The organism is Herbaspirillum sp. YR522 (genome assembly GCF_000282575.1).
Lineage (GTDB): Bacteria > Pseudomonadota > Gammaproteobacteria > Burkholderiales > Burkholderiaceae_D > Herbaspirillum.
This window is the reverse complement of record NZ_AKJA01000060.1, coordinates 28,631-42,815: the sequence shown is the minus strand read 5'-3', so window position 1 is coordinate 42,815 and position 14,185 is coordinate 28,631. Positions and strand designations below refer to the sequence as shown.

13 protein-coding genes are annotated in these 14,185 nt (G+C 64.6%); 3 read left to right on the top strand and 10 right to left on the bottom strand.

The annotated features are described in order from the left end of the window. Positions 1-11 precede the first annotated feature (11 nt). The 5 genes from PMI40_RS09995 to PMI40_RS09975 form a co-directional block, all read right to left on the bottom strand. Complete coding sequence (locus PMI40_RS09995) at positions 12-911, bottom strand: pseudouridine synthase (RefSeq protein WP_008114758.1); 900 nt, start codon at positions 909-911, stop codon at positions 12-14. Then, positions 908-2,239: a type II toxin-antitoxin system HipA family toxin gene (locus tag PMI40_RS09990; protein ID WP_008114756.1), complete on the bottom strand. Its 1,332-nt coding sequence runs from the start codon at positions 2,237-2,239 to the stop codon at positions 908-910. Before PMI40_RS09990 ends, PMI40_RS09995 begins: the two co-directional genes overlap by 4 nt. Then, positions 2,236-2,535, bottom strand: coding sequence for a helix-turn-helix transcriptional regulator (locus PMI40_RS09985; RefSeq protein WP_008114755.1), 300 nt, complete (start codon positions 2,533-2,535; stop codon positions 2,236-2,238). Before PMI40_RS09985 ends, PMI40_RS09990 begins: the two co-directional genes overlap by 4 nt. 192 nt (positions 2,536-2,727) lie before the next feature. Then, positions 2,728-2,919, bottom strand: coding sequence for a YjfB family protein (locus tag PMI40_RS09980; protein WP_008114754.1), 192 nt, complete (start codon positions 2,917-2,919; stop codon positions 2,728-2,730). A 310-nt stretch (positions 2,920-3,229) separates the two neighbouring features. Beyond that, positions 3,230-3,418 carry a hypothetical protein gene (locus PMI40_RS09975; RefSeq protein WP_008114753.1) on the bottom strand — a complete coding sequence of 63 codons (189 nt, stop codon included), beginning with the start codon at positions 3,416-3,418 and terminating at the stop codon, positions 3,230-3,232. Between the two features lie 197 nt (positions 3,419-3,615). On the opposite strand from PMI40_RS09975, the gene PMI40_RS09970 reads away from it, so the two are divergent. After that, a complete protein-coding gene (locus PMI40_RS09970; protein ID WP_008114752.1) occupies positions 3,616-5,640 on the top strand; it encodes a site-specific recombinase in 2,025 nt (674 codons plus the stop codon). 8 nt (positions 5,641-5,648) lie between these two features. Here PMI40_RS09970 and PMI40_RS09965 read toward each other — a convergent pair whose 3' ends face one another. From PMI40_RS09965 to PMI40_RS09945, 5 genes are all read right to left on the bottom strand, one after another. Then, positions 5,649-6,125, bottom strand: a complete 477-nt coding sequence (locus tag PMI40_RS09965) for a group 1 truncated hemoglobin (RefSeq protein ID WP_008114751.1) — start codon at positions 6,123-6,125, stop codon at positions 5,649-5,651. Positions 6,126-6,135: 10 nt separating this feature from the next. After that, positions 6,136-7,182 carry a DUF3034 family protein gene (locus PMI40_RS09960; protein ID WP_008114750.1) on the bottom strand — a complete coding sequence of 349 codons (1,047 nt, stop codon included), beginning with the start codon at positions 7,180-7,182 and terminating at the stop codon, positions 6,136-6,138. Between the two features lie 59 nt (positions 7,183-7,241). Further along, positions 7,242-9,638, bottom strand: coding sequence for a bifunctional diguanylate cyclase/phosphodiesterase (locus PMI40_RS09955; RefSeq protein ID WP_008114749.1), 2,397 nt, complete (start codon positions 9,636-9,638; stop codon positions 7,242-7,244). Between the two features lie 35 nt (positions 9,639-9,673). Continuing rightward, positions 9,674-10,255: a methylamine utilization protein gene (locus tag PMI40_RS09950; RefSeq protein ID WP_008114748.1), complete on the bottom strand. Its 582-nt coding sequence runs from the start codon at positions 10,253-10,255 to the stop codon at positions 9,674-9,676. Positions 10,256-10,443: 188 nt separating this feature from the next. Beyond that, on the bottom strand, positions 10,444-11,061 hold the full coding sequence (locus tag PMI40_RS09945; protein WP_008114747.1) for a TetR/AcrR family transcriptional regulator: 618 nt from the start codon (positions 11,059-11,061) through the stop codon (positions 10,444-10,446). A 310-nt stretch (positions 11,062-11,371) separates the two neighbouring features. Here PMI40_RS09945 and PMI40_RS09940 point away from each other — a divergent pair, with 310 nt between their 5' ends. After that, on the top strand, positions 11,372-12,874 hold the full coding sequence (locus tag PMI40_RS09940) for an efflux transporter outer membrane subunit (protein ID WP_008114746.1): 1,503 nt from the start codon (positions 11,372-11,374) through the stop codon (positions 12,872-12,874). An 85-nt stretch (positions 12,875-12,959) separates the two neighbouring features. Further along, on the top strand, positions 12,960-14,174 hold the full coding sequence (locus PMI40_RS09935) for an HlyD family efflux transporter periplasmic adaptor subunit (RefSeq protein ID WP_008114745.1): 1,215 nt from the start codon (positions 12,960-12,962) through the stop codon (positions 14,172-14,174). Positions 14,175-14,185 lie beyond the last annotated feature (11 nt).

The following is a 14,185-nucleotide window of genomic DNA, read 5'->3' as shown; positions in this document are numbered from 1 at the left end:
CGGGCGCCTTGCTATAGCGCCCGCCTGCTCTCGAAGTGGCGTGGCGACTGGTCAAGCGGATCGATGAACGACAGCGAACGCGCCAGCAGCTTCAACGGCCGATCGAGATCGTCGGCCACCCCCACCGGCACCGGCTGCGGATAGAACAGGTCGTTGACGATCGGCATCCCCAGTCCCGCCATGTGCACCCGCAATTGATGGCGACGGCCGGTGACCGGTTCGAGCCGATACAAACCCCACTGGCCGCGCGGCTCGATGAGCGAGATACGGGTCTCGGCATTGGGCTCCCCGTCCACCTCATGCATCCTGAAGAATTGCCCCGGGATTTCCTCCATCCGGCTGCGGTGCAGCAGCGGCAAGGCCAGGCCAGGCCTGAGCGGGGCGATCGCCTCGTACACCTTTTGCATGGTGCGCTGCTGGAACATCGACTGGTACTTGCCGCGGGTCTCGGGGCGATGCGAAAACACGATCACCCCGGCCGTCTCGCGATCGAGCCGATGGATAGGCACCAGGTGCTTGAGTCCGGTGGTCTTCTTGAGCCTGACCAGGAGCGTCTGCTGCACGAAACGCCCGGTCGGGATCACAGGCAGGAAATGCGGCTTGTCGGCCACCAGCACATGCTCGTCGAGGTGCAGGATGTGCTCTTGCACCGGGATCACCGCTTCCGGTTGCGCCAGCTCCCGATAATAGAAGATGCAATCACCGACCCGATAGGGCGAGTCCGGCTGCAGGCACTCGCCGTGCTGGTTACGCACCTCGCCCCGCTGCATGCGGCTGCGCCAGGCCTCGGCCGACACGGCGTCATAACGCTGGCACAGGAAATCGAGCATGCAGGTCCACGGTCCCGGTTGCAGCCAGAAGTAGCTGGGTGCCAGGCCATCACGGTCCGGCAGGGTCGGTATCGGTTTCATGCCGGGGCTTTCCTGGTCGGCCTGGCAGCCCTGCGCCGCCAGGCGACGACGCTGGGGTTGGCGTCGATGTGCGCCCACAGCCGCAGGCGCTGGTCGTGCGTCAGGGGCAGTTCGGCGATCAGCGCCGGCCATTGCGACATGGCACGCTCGACCGTATCGATCAATACCGTACGCAGCCGGGTCTCGGCCACGCCCCATATGTTGGCCAGCTGGCGCAGCACCGCGGGGCTGAGCAATTGGCGCGCGCCCTGCCCCGGCACCAATGCCAGCGCATGTCCGTTGCCGCCCACATAGGCGGCATAGGCGACGATATCGTAGGCCGGCGACAACGCTGCCTGCTGCGGCGTGTGATAGAGCAGGCTGAAGTTCTTCAGGTGGGCGTCGAAGTTGCCCAGCAATTCGTTGACCTTGATCCGGCGCAGCAGCTCGAACACGTCTTCCACCCCGCGTGTGCTGCGCTCCATCAGGATGGCGCCGATCGCCGCATAGGTACCGGCATATTTCGCGGACGGCGCGGTGCCGGTGACCTGGGCGAAATCCTCCATGTGCAGGCGGCCGGTGGCGGTGGGTGCGTCGCGATCGAAACGCTGCACCAGCAAGAAGCGGCTGGCGTCGTTGCGCAGGCCGAACGGCAGGTGATCGGCGATCACGCTCAATGGCTCCAGCGCAAACCCGCACACCGTCACGCCGGCGGCGGCGGCCAGCGTCAGCGACGAGAACTCGACCTGCGGCATGTTGGGATAGTCGGTCGCCGGCAGCTTGGCGATGAAATGGCTGCCCTGGCGGTCGCGCGAGCGCATCACGTACCGCCCTCCCGCCTGGCGCACCAGTGCCAGCTTGGGCTGCACACCCGACAGCGATTCGCCACCCGGCACCGGTAACTGGCCCGAGCTCATCTCGTAGCTGTCATGCCCCTGCCCCAGCAAGCGACCCAGGCCGGGTTCGTCGAGTTGCTCGGCCAGCGCCGAGACATCGCCGGGAAGATCGCGGCCGCAATAGGCGAGCAGGCCGAATTCGTCATCCGGGGACAAGCCGGCGCGCTGCACCAGGTGCTTGCGCAACTGTCCTTCGGGCAACAGGTTCTGGAAGAACGGCGGCAAGCCGCCACGACCGTCACCACGGTTGGCCGCCAGCGTCGGGTCGAGCAGTTGGGCGCGGGTGCGCTGCTCGCTGGAGGCGCAATACAGTTGCGACAGCACCGGGTGTTGTGCCCCGCTCATGGCGTAATCGTCGTCGAAACGGAAATAGCAGCGACCATCGTCGAGGGCGAACAGCGAGCCCAGCTCGACCGTTCCCAGGCGAATGCGCAACGAACGCAGCATGCTCATCGGTGTCTCCCTGCGTCCATCAACCAGCCTACCCGCTCGGTCAGCTCGGTGGCGGCGCCCTCGGGGGCATCGGCACGACGCAGCGCCGCCACGGCGCGCGGCACCAGCTCCAGCTCGAGCGCCAGCGCCTCGCACAGCGCCAGCAAGCGTACCAGTTCGAGGTTGCCGCGGCCGGTCTCGAACGCCAGCAAGGTATTGCGATGCATGCCGGTCAGCGCGGCCAGTGCCTGGGCACTGAGCTTGCGTTGCTTGCGGGCGCGCCGTATCGCGGCGCCTATCTCGGGAAGACTGACCATACAATGACCATTTAAATTAGCTTTTTTAACTATAGCCTAATTTACTAGTCACATTGAAATACCATTTAAATTGGTCATTTAATATTTTGAACAATATATTGTTCAAACAAGCTTGAAACTCTGCGTACGGGCTGGCACGCATCCCAAAAAAATCGCGCCAACTTCGGCGCGATCCCGATGCCAGCCTGGCAATCAGGCCGTGGTATTGACGTTACGGCCAATATTGGGATTGGCCGGAAGCGTCGGCGGCAATGCCGACAGCAAGCCTTGCATCGTCGACGATTGTATGTCGAGGGCTTTCTTGAGCATGGTCACATTGACCGCGTCCGCCGTCTTGGCGGCAGCCATGTCGGTGGCCAGTGCTGCAATTTGCGAAACTTCCATGTACACCTCCTTAGCAGGGAGAAAACACCGCCGGCCAGGAACGACCAGCGATATCCCTGTAACGACATTGGAACCCGAATCTTTATCTCCGCCAACAAAACAAATGAAATATCACACATAGTTTGCATAGCAAACTAATATTTCCTCACGGAAATCTCCGGAAGCGCCCGCAGCGCCTGGCCTTGCCCCGGATCAGCTTGCCTGGCCTGGCCGCCGACCGAACCGCAGTGGTCAAAAAAAATCGCGCCTCAACGAGACGCGATCAAGTAAAGATTGCCTATAAAATAATTTTCGCGTGTCGTTGCTCGACCTAGGCGATGGTGTTGATGATGCGGCCGATGCTGCTATTGGCCGGCAACTTCAACGCCGACTTGACAGCCCCTGCCACCTCGTCCACCGCAGTCGTCGCGACCTTGGTCAGGTCGATCCCGACCGACTGCGCAGCCTTGTTGGCCAGCCAGGCGGTTGCGGCTCCGCCGGCAATTGTTGCCAGTTCCATGATGACTCCCTATACAAGTGGCAAACATCCCCGCCAAACGCATTACCTCGGGGATACACTGTTGACGGTGCGGCAAGCTCGCTTCTTTACGGTTCCACGGCCGTTCTTACCTGATCTTTCAAGTGTAAATTTTGGTGCCACGCCCCCCGCTTGCGGTTTCAACGCTACACTTCTGCCCCTTTTCATGGAAACGGCCCATGCTCGACGCCCTCGCCATCATCGCCTCCGACCCGCTCGCCACCGACCTGGGGCCCCTCACGGCACTGGCCGACAGCATCCGCCCCGATGATCCGGCCGATAGCGCACCGGCACTGGCCAGGCTGCGCGTACTCGATCAGCTCCTGCGCGACCATCCCGAGCATGCCGTGGCCCTGCGCGGGCATCTGCTGCACCAGCTTTCGGTGCGGCGCCAGGTCGGCCTGTATGCCGACACCGGGATCCTGTCCAACGATGGCTTCCTGCATGAACTGCTCAAGCGGCTGGCGTATCGGCTGCTGCCGCCGGCGCTGGATCACCGCAAGCTCGAGGATTGCCTGGACGTGGTCTTTCGCGATCCGCACGACAGCCAGTGGCTCAGTGCGGTGCCGCTGGCGCAATGGCAGGCGCTGTGGCAGACCCTGCGCGATGCCGAGCCCGCCATGGCCGCCACGGCTCCCACCCCGGTCGGCGCCGAACTGCTGCAGGCGATCCAGGTGCTGTCGTATCGTATCAGCGCCATCGGCATGGAACCGGAACTGCTGCGCATCTATGACGATGTGCGGGCCTTCGAATCGCCCTTCCTGATGCAGAACGTCGAATTGCACGGCTGGCTGCAATCGCGCCGCCTGGCGCTGGAAGACCCGCTGTCGCCGGTCGAGGACGCGCGCCACCTGCTGGTGCTGCTCGACCAGTGCCAGCACGTCATCGACCGCATCCGGCGCCAGGCGCAACGCCTGGGCACCAGCATCTCGCTGACCTACCGGCTGCTGCGCCTGGAGCAGAACCTGCAGCGACTGAACCAGTTGCTGGCCATCGTCGAGCCGCAAGCGCCCGGCCAGCGCGCGCCGCTGGCGCTGGCCCTGGTGCACGAGCTGGCGGCGGCGCGCATGCGGCAATACAGCGTGCGCCAGCTGCTGGCTGGCAACATCAACCTGCTGGCACGCAACGTCACCGAAAACGCCAGCCGTACCGGCGAACACTATATCGCCGAGACGCGCGGAGAATACGCCGCCATGTACCGCTCGGCGGCAGGCGCGGGCTTCATCATCGGCTTCATGGCGCTGATCAAGATCATGATGTCATGGCTGCGCGCCGCGCCGCTGGTCGAGGCGTTCCTGTACAGCCTCAACTATTCGCTGGGGTTCATGCTGATCCACGTGCTGCATTTCACGGTCGCCACCAAGCAGCCGGCCATGACCGCCTCGCGCATCGCCGCCGACATCCATCGCATCGGCAACAGCCGTGACGTCGACCTCGACAGCCTGTGCGAACTGATCGCCCGGGTCTGGCGCACCCAGTTCATCGCCGTGCTGGGCAACCTGTCGCTGGCGTTTCCGGTGGCGTTGCTGCTGGCCATGGCCTATCGCTGGCTGTCGGGTCACCACTTCGTCGACGCCGACAAGGCCGCCCACCTGCTGCACGACCTCGACCCGGTGGGCAGCCTGGCCCTGCTGCATGCCGCCATCGCTGGCGTGTGCCTGTTCCTGGCCGGGCTGGTCTCGGGCTACTACGACAACAAGGCGCTCTATACGCGCATGTCGCAACGGCTGGTGCGGGCGCGCTGGCTGGTGTCGCTGCTGGGCATGCCGCGCACGCAACGGCTGGGCGATTATGTCGAAACCGGGCTGGGCGGCCTGATGGGCAACTTCACCTTCGGCATCATGCTGGGCAGCATCGGCACCATCGGTTTCATGCTGGGGCTTCCGATCGATATCCGCCACATCACCTTCTCGGCGGCCAACCTGGCCATTGCCCTGGAGGCGCTCGACTGGGCAGTGGCACCGCGCCTGTTGCTGCTGTCGGCAGCCGGCGTGCTGGCGGTGGGCCTGGTCAACCTGTGGGTCAGTTTTTCGCTGGCGCTGTGGGTGGCGCTGCGCTCGCGCCAGGTGCGCTTTGCGCAGACCGGCAAGCTACTGCGCGCCTTGCTGGGCAGGTTGCTGGCGCATCCGACCCAGTTCTTCTGGCCCCCGGCCGACGCCGTGGCCAATCCACCTGCGGATGCATCTTCCGAGGCGCCGCGATAGAGGTCGCATCAGCGCGTGACGGTGTCGCGCTGCATCGGCGCCAGCAGCGCCAACAGGCGGTTCTGGGTGCGCGATGCAATGCCCGAGCGGTCCATGGCCAGCTGCAGGTCTTCGACCAGCGCATTGAAGTGGGCGTTGGTGAGCTTGAGACCCTGGTGGACTTCCTTCATCGGATCGCCCGTATAGATACATCCGCCGCCACTGAGCAGGCAGAACTGCTCCACCAGTTTTTCATGCAGGCGCGGCAGGTTGGTGTCCTTGAAGGTGAAGCCGATACGCTCATCGGCCAGCATGATGGCAACAAAATCGTTCACCACCTGCCGGATCACCGGCAGCCCGCCCAGGTCGCCGAACAGGCTGGGGTCGGCCGCCCGGGTTGCGGCCGGCGCGGATGCTGCCGGTGGCAGGGGTGGCGCGGACTGGGCCGGCGCCACCAGCGGCAGGCAAGCCATCAGGATGCACAGGCTGAAGTTGCGTGAAATCATGTCGACTTCCTCAGAATCCGGCTTGCAGCGACAGGTAGACGCCGTTCTGCCGCTTCGGGTTATAGATGGTGATATCGCCCAGCGATACATAGGCCAGCGTCAAGGACAGGTTCTTGCCGGGGAACCAGGCGATGAAGGTATCGTAGTAATCCTTCTCGCTGTCGGCCGACAGGTTGCGTGGCTTCATGCGGTATTCGGCGCCGATGGCCAACTGCCGGTTCACCAGGTAGGCGGCCGAGAATTCGCCCATGGCCTGGTAGCGGTTGCCGAGGTCGCCACCAAACCCGAGGATCCCCATCTGGTTGGCACGGGTCAGGCGCAAGGTGCCGTTGAGCAGCAGGCTCTGTTGCAGCAGCAGCTTGGTGGCCGCCAGGTAGTAATCGACGCCGCTGTCGCTGGCCGCGCCCAGTTGCTTCACGTTGCTGACCGCGCCCAGGCCACCGATGCCATTGTTGCGCTTGAACATGACACCGGCGGCGATCTGCGGCAACCACAGGTCCTGGTCGTAGACAGCGTCGCCGGCCAGCTTGACCTTGATGCCGAAGATATCCTGGCTGATGCGCAGCTTGTCCAGCGGTGCGGCACTGCCGTAGAACTCCTGCTTGGCCGCCGACAGTTCGACCCGGTCCATGATGCCCACCGCCACCCCGTATGACTTGAGCGTGTAGTCCTGGGTGCGCACGGTGGTGTAATGCGCATTGGCCCCATAGCTGTCGCGGGTGCCATAGCCGGTGATCAGTGCCCAGGGCGCCAGGCCGCCGCCGCCGGCGCCTTCGGCCTGGATCACGCCGGCGGTGGCAAGCAACTTGCCCGTGTCCGCCACCCAGCGATCGCGTTGCTCGGGCGGCATCGGCGTCGGATGGCGCGCGCCGGCGCCCGGCACAGCGGCCGCGCGCTCCTGGCCGGCGCCGCGCATCAATTGTTCGGCCTTGCGTTCCTGGGCAGCCGCCCAGGCCCGTTGCGCCTCGGGCGACAGCTGCGCCATCGCCGGCAATGCCGCGCTGCCCAGCAACAGCCCCATGACCAGCCTGCCGGCCAGCGTATCGATTCGTATCATTCTTCCCCCGCCATCCCCATGACCCGCTACGGGCCTTGCGCCACCGTTGGCACCACCGCTCACACGGCCACGTTTTCCGACTGGTCCAGCGCCATCGGCGCACGCCAGGTATTGAACCATTCGATGAAGCGCTCGACCGGCATCGGCTTGCCCATGAAATAACCCTGCCCCTGGTCGCAGCCCATCTGGCGCAGCAAGAACCACACCGCTTCGCTCTCGACGCCTTCGGCCACCACCCGCAAGCCCAGGTTATGGCCCAGGTCGACCGTGGAGCGCACGATCTTGGCGTCATCCTGATCCTGCTCCATCTTCATGACGAACGACTTGTCGATCTTGAGTTCGTCCACCGGCAGCCGCTTGAGGTAGGCCAAGGACGAATAACCGGTGCCGAAATCGTCGATACCCAGCGCAAAACCCATGGCCGACAAGCGTTCCAGCGTGTGCTGCGCGCGCGCCGGGTCGTCCATGATGGCGCTCTCGGTGATCTCCAAACAGAACGCCGCGGGCGTGAGGCCATAACGCCCCAGGATGCCAAGGAAGGTGGCCGGCAGTTCCAGGTCCATCAAGTCGCGGGTCGACAGGTTGACCGAGAACTTGAGGTCGATGCCATGCATCTTCAGCTCGCCGCACACCCGGCCCACCTTATCCATCATCCAGGTGGTGAGCTGGCGGATGAACCCGGTGGTCTCGGCAAACGGAATGAAATTGTCCGGCCCGATGAAGCCTTTCTCGGGATGGACCCAGCGCACCAGTGCCTCGGCCCCGACCACCTCGCCGGTGGCCAGGTTCAGCTTGGGCTGCAGGTACAGCATGAATTCGTCGCGTTCCAGGGCGCGTCGCAGTTCGGACAGCAGTGACAGGCTTTCCTGGCTGGTCTGGTCGATCGAATGGTCGTACACCATCACCCCGGCGCCATTGCGCTTGGCCGTGTACATCGCCACTTCGGCGCGCGAGAGCAATTCTTCGCTGGTGTGACCATGCAACGGGAAACCGGCGATGCCGATACCGGCGCCGAGGTCGACCGTCTGCTCCTGCAGCGACAGCGGATGGTCCAGCGCCCGCAGTATCTGGGTTGCCTGTTCCAATGCCTCGTCGAGGTCGGTATCGGGCAGCAGGATGGCGAACTCGTCGCCGCCCAGTCGCGCCACGCGGTCCATCGGCCGCTGCAATTGCGCCTCGAGGCGATGTGCCACCTGCCGCAGCAGGTCATCGCCGAAGCTGTGACCGAGCACATCGTTGACCTGCTGGAAGCGGTCCAGGTCCATCATCAGCACGTGGCACGAGCCGCGCGCGCTCTGCGGCGTGGCTGCGATGGCATCGTTGAGCAGGCTGGCGAATTGCACCCGGTTGGGCAGGTCGGTCAACTGGTCCTGGTAGGCCAGCCGCAGTATCTTCAGTTCTCGCGAAGCGACCTCGGCACGCATGGTCTCGAAGGCATCGGCCAGGCGACCGATCTCGTCGTGGCGCCGGATATGCACACCCTCGCTATAGTCACCCGCGCCGAGCCGCTTGGCCACTGCCGCCAGGTCGCGCAGCGGGCTGGTAATGCGGCGCGCCATCACGGCGCTGGCCAAGGCCGCGATGATCATGCCCAGCACGCTGATGCTCAACAGGATCAGTTGCAAGCGATGATAAGGCGCGACCGCCTCGCTCACCGAGCGCTGCAGCACCGCCACCGCTCTCTGGCCGCTGGAAGAGCGCGCCAACGGCAAGAGCCGGGTGCGGTATTCGTTGTCATCCAGGCGCAAGTCCGAGATGCGGGCATGGTGCAACTCGGGCCGCCCCATCTGCGCGGTCAACATGGCGTTGGCCTGCGGCAGCAGGGTCGACACATCCGACACCCAGCCGGTGGCGCCGCGGTTGCTGACCATGATCGACACCTGCAGCGACGACAGCGCGCGCATGTCCGATACCAGTTGCTGGTCGACCGGAAAGCCCATCACCACCCAGGCGATGGTCACCGGCGCCTTGACCGGCACGGCCACGATCTGGAACAGGCTATCGCCGACGATGACGTTATTGGCCGCGCCGTTCTCGGACTCGGGCTTGGCGACCAACTCCAGGCTGCTGCGCTGCAGGTCGGTATCGGGATAGTCCATGGTCGAGGCGCGGATGCGGCCGTCGGTGCCGATCAGCATTGCCATGGAGGCACCGATGCGGGCGCCGTGGTTGGAGAGCACCGAGGTGATGGTGTCGCGATCGTCGGTGCCGATGGCCTGGCGAAAGCCGAAATCGGACGCCAGCAGGCGCGCACCCTGGGTCAGCTTCTGCGCATTCTGGTCCAGCAGGCGGGCAAACACACGTTCGCCGATGGCCAGTTCGTCCACGATGGCGGTGCGCGCATTGCTATCGATGGCGGTGCGAATGGCGGTGAACCCGGCCAGTTGCACTACCACGATCAAGGCAATGAAGAGCGCCACGATCTTGCTTTCCAGACGATACAGACGCACCGACATCCCCCTTGTTGTATTGATGGTTGGTCGGGGGTCGCCTACAACGGCACGCCCTTGACGCCCAGCTTGATCGATGCCCGCCCCTCTCCCTGCACCTGCAACGGCTGCTCGACCGCCGGCTCGCCCTGCGGCATGCGGAAGTACCAGGCCTTGAGCGCGTAGCCGCCGTTGGCCAGTCCATCCAGGCGTACCGTACCGCTGCGGTCGGTCACCCCGAAATACGGCGTATTGACCACCTGCACGAAGGCCACCATCTGGTCGTGGATATTGCAACCCAGCACCACGGTACCCGGCTTGTCGAACACCACGGGGCTACCGGGCGTGCCGGAATACAGCTTCAGTTCGAAGGTCTTGGCGGGAGAAAAGGAATAGACGTGGTGACGCACCGAATCGTTGTTGGGAAACACGATCGCCGTGCCGGCCTGCACCACCGACACCAGGGGAAAGAAGGTCTTGTCCTTCTGTTCGATCACGGCCTGGCGGGCCGGCTTGGCGTTGCTGCCCACCAGAGGTTCGGCATACACCACCGCATTGGGCAACGGCTGCCCGGCCGCGTCCAGCACCTGTACCGTTACCGCTGCCTGGAGCGGCCCGGCCAGGATCGCCCCTGCCACCAGCATGCCTGCCCGCCATCGGGCGCTTGTCGTGTGCCGCATCATTGAATGAAAGTGAATGGAATCAGGGCCGGCCCCACGCACCATGCGGTACGCCCGGCAATCAATTTCACTCACTATACGGCAGCGCTGCGGAAAAGAAATAAGGACTTTTCTGAGTTGCCAAACGGCAGTATTACCCCATCGATGCCGGCTCAGGCGGCACGGGGCGAAGTCAGGTAGCCCATCACCGCCGGCAGGATCTCGGGCCGCACGCTGCCGGCCGACAACCCGCCGGGGCCGGTCAGCACCACCGCATTGATCAGCGCCTTCAACATGCGCTGGATGACGAAGGTGGCCACGTCCAGGTCGGGCGGGGTGACCACGCCCCGGTGCTTTTGCAGCACACCGCGGATGGCGTCGAAGAAACGCTGTCGCACCTCGCCCGACACCGGCAGGTTATAGGCCGGGAATTCTTCTTCGAGGATGCGGTTCAGTTCGGGCTCCAGCAGATGGGCGGCCACCAGCGCGTCGATGAGGGCCTCGAAGTCGTCGCGCAGCGAGCCGGCGCCGTCGATATGGGCCGCCACATCCTCGAACAGGGCCAGCATGCGCGAGACATGACGCTCGCGCAGCGCGAAGATCAACGCATCCTTGTTGGGAAAATACTGGTACAGCGAACCGACGCTGATGCCAGCCGACTCGGCCACCAGGTTGGTGTTGGTCTTGGCATAGCCACGTTCGACCAGTACCCGCGACATGGCATCGAGAATGGTGTCGACCATTGCGCGCGAACGGGCCTGGCGGGGTTCCTTGCGGGGTTGCAGTTTCATTGTTCAGTTCAGCTTACCGTAATGAATTCGCCGATTTCGATGCGAATTCGCAACATGAGTTATTGTTCGCGTTGAACAACATGAGTTATTGTTCGTATCCCCGAGTATAATACAAAAATGAGTTTTTACTCGTCAGAATTCTATGCGTCGTCGCGTAAAGATTTGCAGGGGGGGCCGTGGTCGGGCTTCTCCCCTGCGAGCGCTACAGGCAAGCACGAGGCTGGCCAGAGTAACAACCATCGGACAACACTGAAACGCGAAAGCAACAACAAACTCGCATCGCCAAAAATAATTCAACGTGAAAAATTCCATGCACTGTAATAAACCGCCCGCCCATCGGCTTCGGGCGATTGCCGTCGTCACCGCCCTCATCGGTATGGTCGGCCTGTCGGGCTGTGCCAGTTTCGAGGGCATCGGCAGCGACCGCAAGATGGCCCGACCGACCGATTTCGCCACCGAACGCAGCCTGGCCGACCCGAGCCAGGCCGGTACCGGCCAATGGCCCGGCAGCGACTGGGTACGCCTGTTCGGCGACGACCAGCTGGTGCGCCTGATCGACGAAGCCTTGACCGCCAACCCGGGCCTGCAACAGGCCCGCGCACGAATTGCCGCCGCCGGCGCCATCGCCGAATCGCGTGGCGCGCCGCTGCTGCCCAGTGTCACCGCCGACGCCTCATTTACCCGCAACCAGTTCTCGGCCACCACCATCTACCCCGAGCCCTATGGCGGCAACTGGTACAACGAGAAGAAGGCGATGCTCAACATCGGCTACGAACTCGACCTGTGGAACAAGAACCATACGGCCCTGGCACAAGCCATTTCCAATGAAAAGGCCAGCCAGGCCAGCGAGCAGGAAGCGCGCCTGGTGCTGACGGCGGCCATCGTTTCGGCCTATAGCCAGCTGGCCACGCAATATGCATTGCATGACATCCTGCAACGCACCGCCGACCAGCGTGCCTCGTTGCAGAACATTACCGGCGAGCGCGTGCGCAACGGCCTGGACACCCAGATCGAGCGCGACCAGTCGCGCAGCAGCAGCGCCGACGCCCGCGCGCAACTGGAGCAGAGCGAAGGCCAGATCCTGCTCACGCGCCAGCAACTGGGCGCCTTGAGCGGTCGCGGCCCGGATCGCGGCCTGCAACTGGCGCCGCCGCAAGTCACACGCCTGGTGACGCCGCCGCTGCCGGCCGAGCTGCCACTGAACCTGCTGGGCCGCCGCCCCGACATCGTCGCTGCGCGTTGGCAGGTGGAGGCCGCCAGCAGCGGCATCGAGGTGGCACGGGCGCGTTTCTATCCCGACATCAACCTGTCGGCGATGATCGGCTTCGACACCCTGCTCAACAACAATCCCTTCACCGCTGCCAGCAAGAGCATCGCCTTCGGCCCGGCGATCTCGCTACCGATCTTCGAAGGTGGCGCACTGCGTGCCGGGCTCAAGGGCGAGTACGCCAACTACGAGCTGGCGGTGGCGACCTATAACCGCACGCTCGACGACGCCTATGCCGATGTCGCGCGCCAGATTGCGCAGATCCATTCCAGCGAGCGCCAGTTGCCGATCCGGCGTGAAGCGCTGGAGGCGGCCGAACGGGCCTTCCAGCTGGCGCGCGAGCGCTATCGCCTGGGACTGGTGTCGCAGCTGACATTGCTCAGTGCCGAGAGCGCGGTGCTGGCCCAGCGCCAGGCCATGGTGACGCTGGAAGCGGCGCGCCGCGACCAGCAGATCGCCCTGTTCAAGGCGCTCGGCGGTGGCTTCGAGGCGGCCCAGGCCGGGCTGGCCCTGAACGCACCATCGGCGCTGCCGCACACCCCTTGAGTTCCTGCCGGGACCTGTCGCGCGCCGTGCCTGCCCGGCCGGCTGCGCCATCGACTTATTACGCCAAACGTTACGGAAAAAAAACATGAGTGAAACCACCGCCCCCGGCGCACCCGCTGCGCCCAACAAGAAACCCAACGGCCGCCGCAAGTTGCAGTTGCTGCTGTTGACGCTGGTGCTGCTGATCATCGCAGTGGCCTGCTTCCTCTACTGGTTCCTGCATTCGCGCTTCTTCGAAGAAACCGATGACGCCTACGTGGGCGGCAACGTGGTGCAGATCTCGGCCCAGGTCGGCGGCACCGTGACCTCGGTCAAGACCGACGACACCCAGGTGGTGCAGGCCGGGCAGCAACTGGTGACGCTGGACGCGGCCGATAGCCGCGTGGCACTGTCGCAGGCCGAAGCCGCACTGGCCCAGGCGGTGCGCCAGACGCGCCAGCTGTTCCTCAACAACGATACGCTGGCGGCCAATGTGGCGGCGGCCGAATCGAACCTGAACCGGGCCCGCGACGACCTGCAACGGCGCCAGGCCGGCCTGGCCTCGGGCGCGGTGTCGCAGGAAGACGTGTCGCATGCCCGTGACGCCCACAAGAGCGCCAGCGCCGCGCTGGACCAGGCGCGTGCGGCCGCTGCCGCCAACCGCGCCCTGACCGACCACACCAGCGTCACCGAGCACCCCAATGTGCTGCAGGCGGCCGCTGCCGTACGCAACGCCTACCTGGCCTATGCGCGCGTCAACGTGGTCGCCCCGGTCGCCGGCTTTGTCTCCAAGCGCTCGGTGCAGGTCGGCCAGCGCATCGCCGCCGGCGCGCCCTTGATGGCGATCGTGCCGCTGGAGCAGATCTGGATCGACGCCAACTTCAAGGAAGGCCAGCTCAGGCACATCCGCATCGGCCAACCGGTGGAAGTGATCGCCGATGTCTACGGCAGCGACGTCAAGTACAAGGGCACCGTGGTCGGCTTCTCGGCCGGCACCGGTGGCGCCTTCTCGCTGCTGCCGGCGCAGAATGCCACCGGCAACTGGATCAAGGTGGTGCAGCGGGTGCCGGTACGCATCGCACTGGACCCCGAACAGGTGCGCGCCCATCCGTTGCGGGTCGGCCTGTCGACCACTGCCACGGTAGACATCCACGGTGACGGCCGGGCCCTGGAAAACGTTGCCACCAACTACCAGACCAGCGTCTACAACGACCTCGGTCGCCAGGCCGACGATATCGTCGAGCGCATCATCGGCGACAACGCCAGTGGCCTGGCCGCACCCAGGAAGAGCCGGGCCGCGCTGGTCGTGCCGCATACCTGATCCGTCCCAGT

What these genes read in the sequence shown, in the direction of transcription:
- PMI40_RS09995 (WP_008114758.1), bottom strand. Translation starts at nt 911, where the DNA reads ATGAAACCGATACCGACCCTGCCGGACCGTGATGGCCTGGCACCCAGC.
- PMI40_RS09990 (WP_008114756.1), bottom strand. Translation starts at nt 2,239, where the DNA reads ATGAGCATGCTGCGTTCGTTGCGCATTCGCCTGGGAACGGTCGAGCTG.
- PMI40_RS09985 (WP_008114755.1), bottom strand. Translation starts at nt 2,535, where the DNA reads ATGGTCAGTCTTCCCGAGATAGGCGCCGCGATACGGCGCGCCCGCAAG.
- PMI40_RS09980 (WP_008114754.1), bottom strand. Translation starts at nt 2,919, where the DNA reads ATGGAAGTTTCGCAAATTGCAGCACTGGCCACCGACATGGCTGCCGCC.
- PMI40_RS09975 (WP_008114753.1), bottom strand. Translation starts at nt 3,418, where the DNA reads ATGGAACTGGCAACAATTGCCGGCGGAGCCGCAACCGCCTGGCTGGCC.
- PMI40_RS09970 (WP_008114752.1), top strand. Translation starts at nt 3,616, where the DNA reads ATGCTCGACGCCCTCGCCATCATCGCCTCCGACCCGCTCGCCACCGAC.
- PMI40_RS09965 (WP_008114751.1), bottom strand. Translation starts at nt 6,125, where the DNA reads ATGATTTCACGCAACTTCAGCCTGTGCATCCTGATGGCTTGCCTGCCG.
- PMI40_RS09960 (WP_008114750.1), bottom strand. Translation starts at nt 7,182, where the DNA reads ATGATACGAATCGATACGCTGGCCGGCAGGCTGGTCATGGGGCTGTTG.
- PMI40_RS09955 (WP_008114749.1), bottom strand. Translation starts at nt 9,638, where the DNA reads ATGTCGGTGCGTCTGTATCGTCTGGAAAGCAAGATCGTGGCGCTCTTC.
- PMI40_RS09950 (WP_008114748.1), bottom strand. Translation starts at nt 10,255, where the DNA reads ATGCTGGTGGCAGGGGCGATCCTGGCCGGGCCGCTCCAGGCAGCGGTA.
- PMI40_RS09945 (WP_008114747.1), bottom strand. Translation starts at nt 11,061, where the DNA reads ATGAAACTGCAACCCCGCAAGGAACCCCGCCAGGCCCGTTCGCGCGCA.
- PMI40_RS09940 (WP_008114746.1), top strand. Translation starts at nt 11,372, where the DNA reads ATGCACTGTAATAAACCGCCCGCCCATCGGCTTCGGGCGATTGCCGTC.
- PMI40_RS09935 (WP_008114745.1), top strand. Translation starts at nt 12,960, where the DNA reads ATGAGTGAAACCACCGCCCCCGGCGCACCCGCTGCGCCCAACAAGAAA.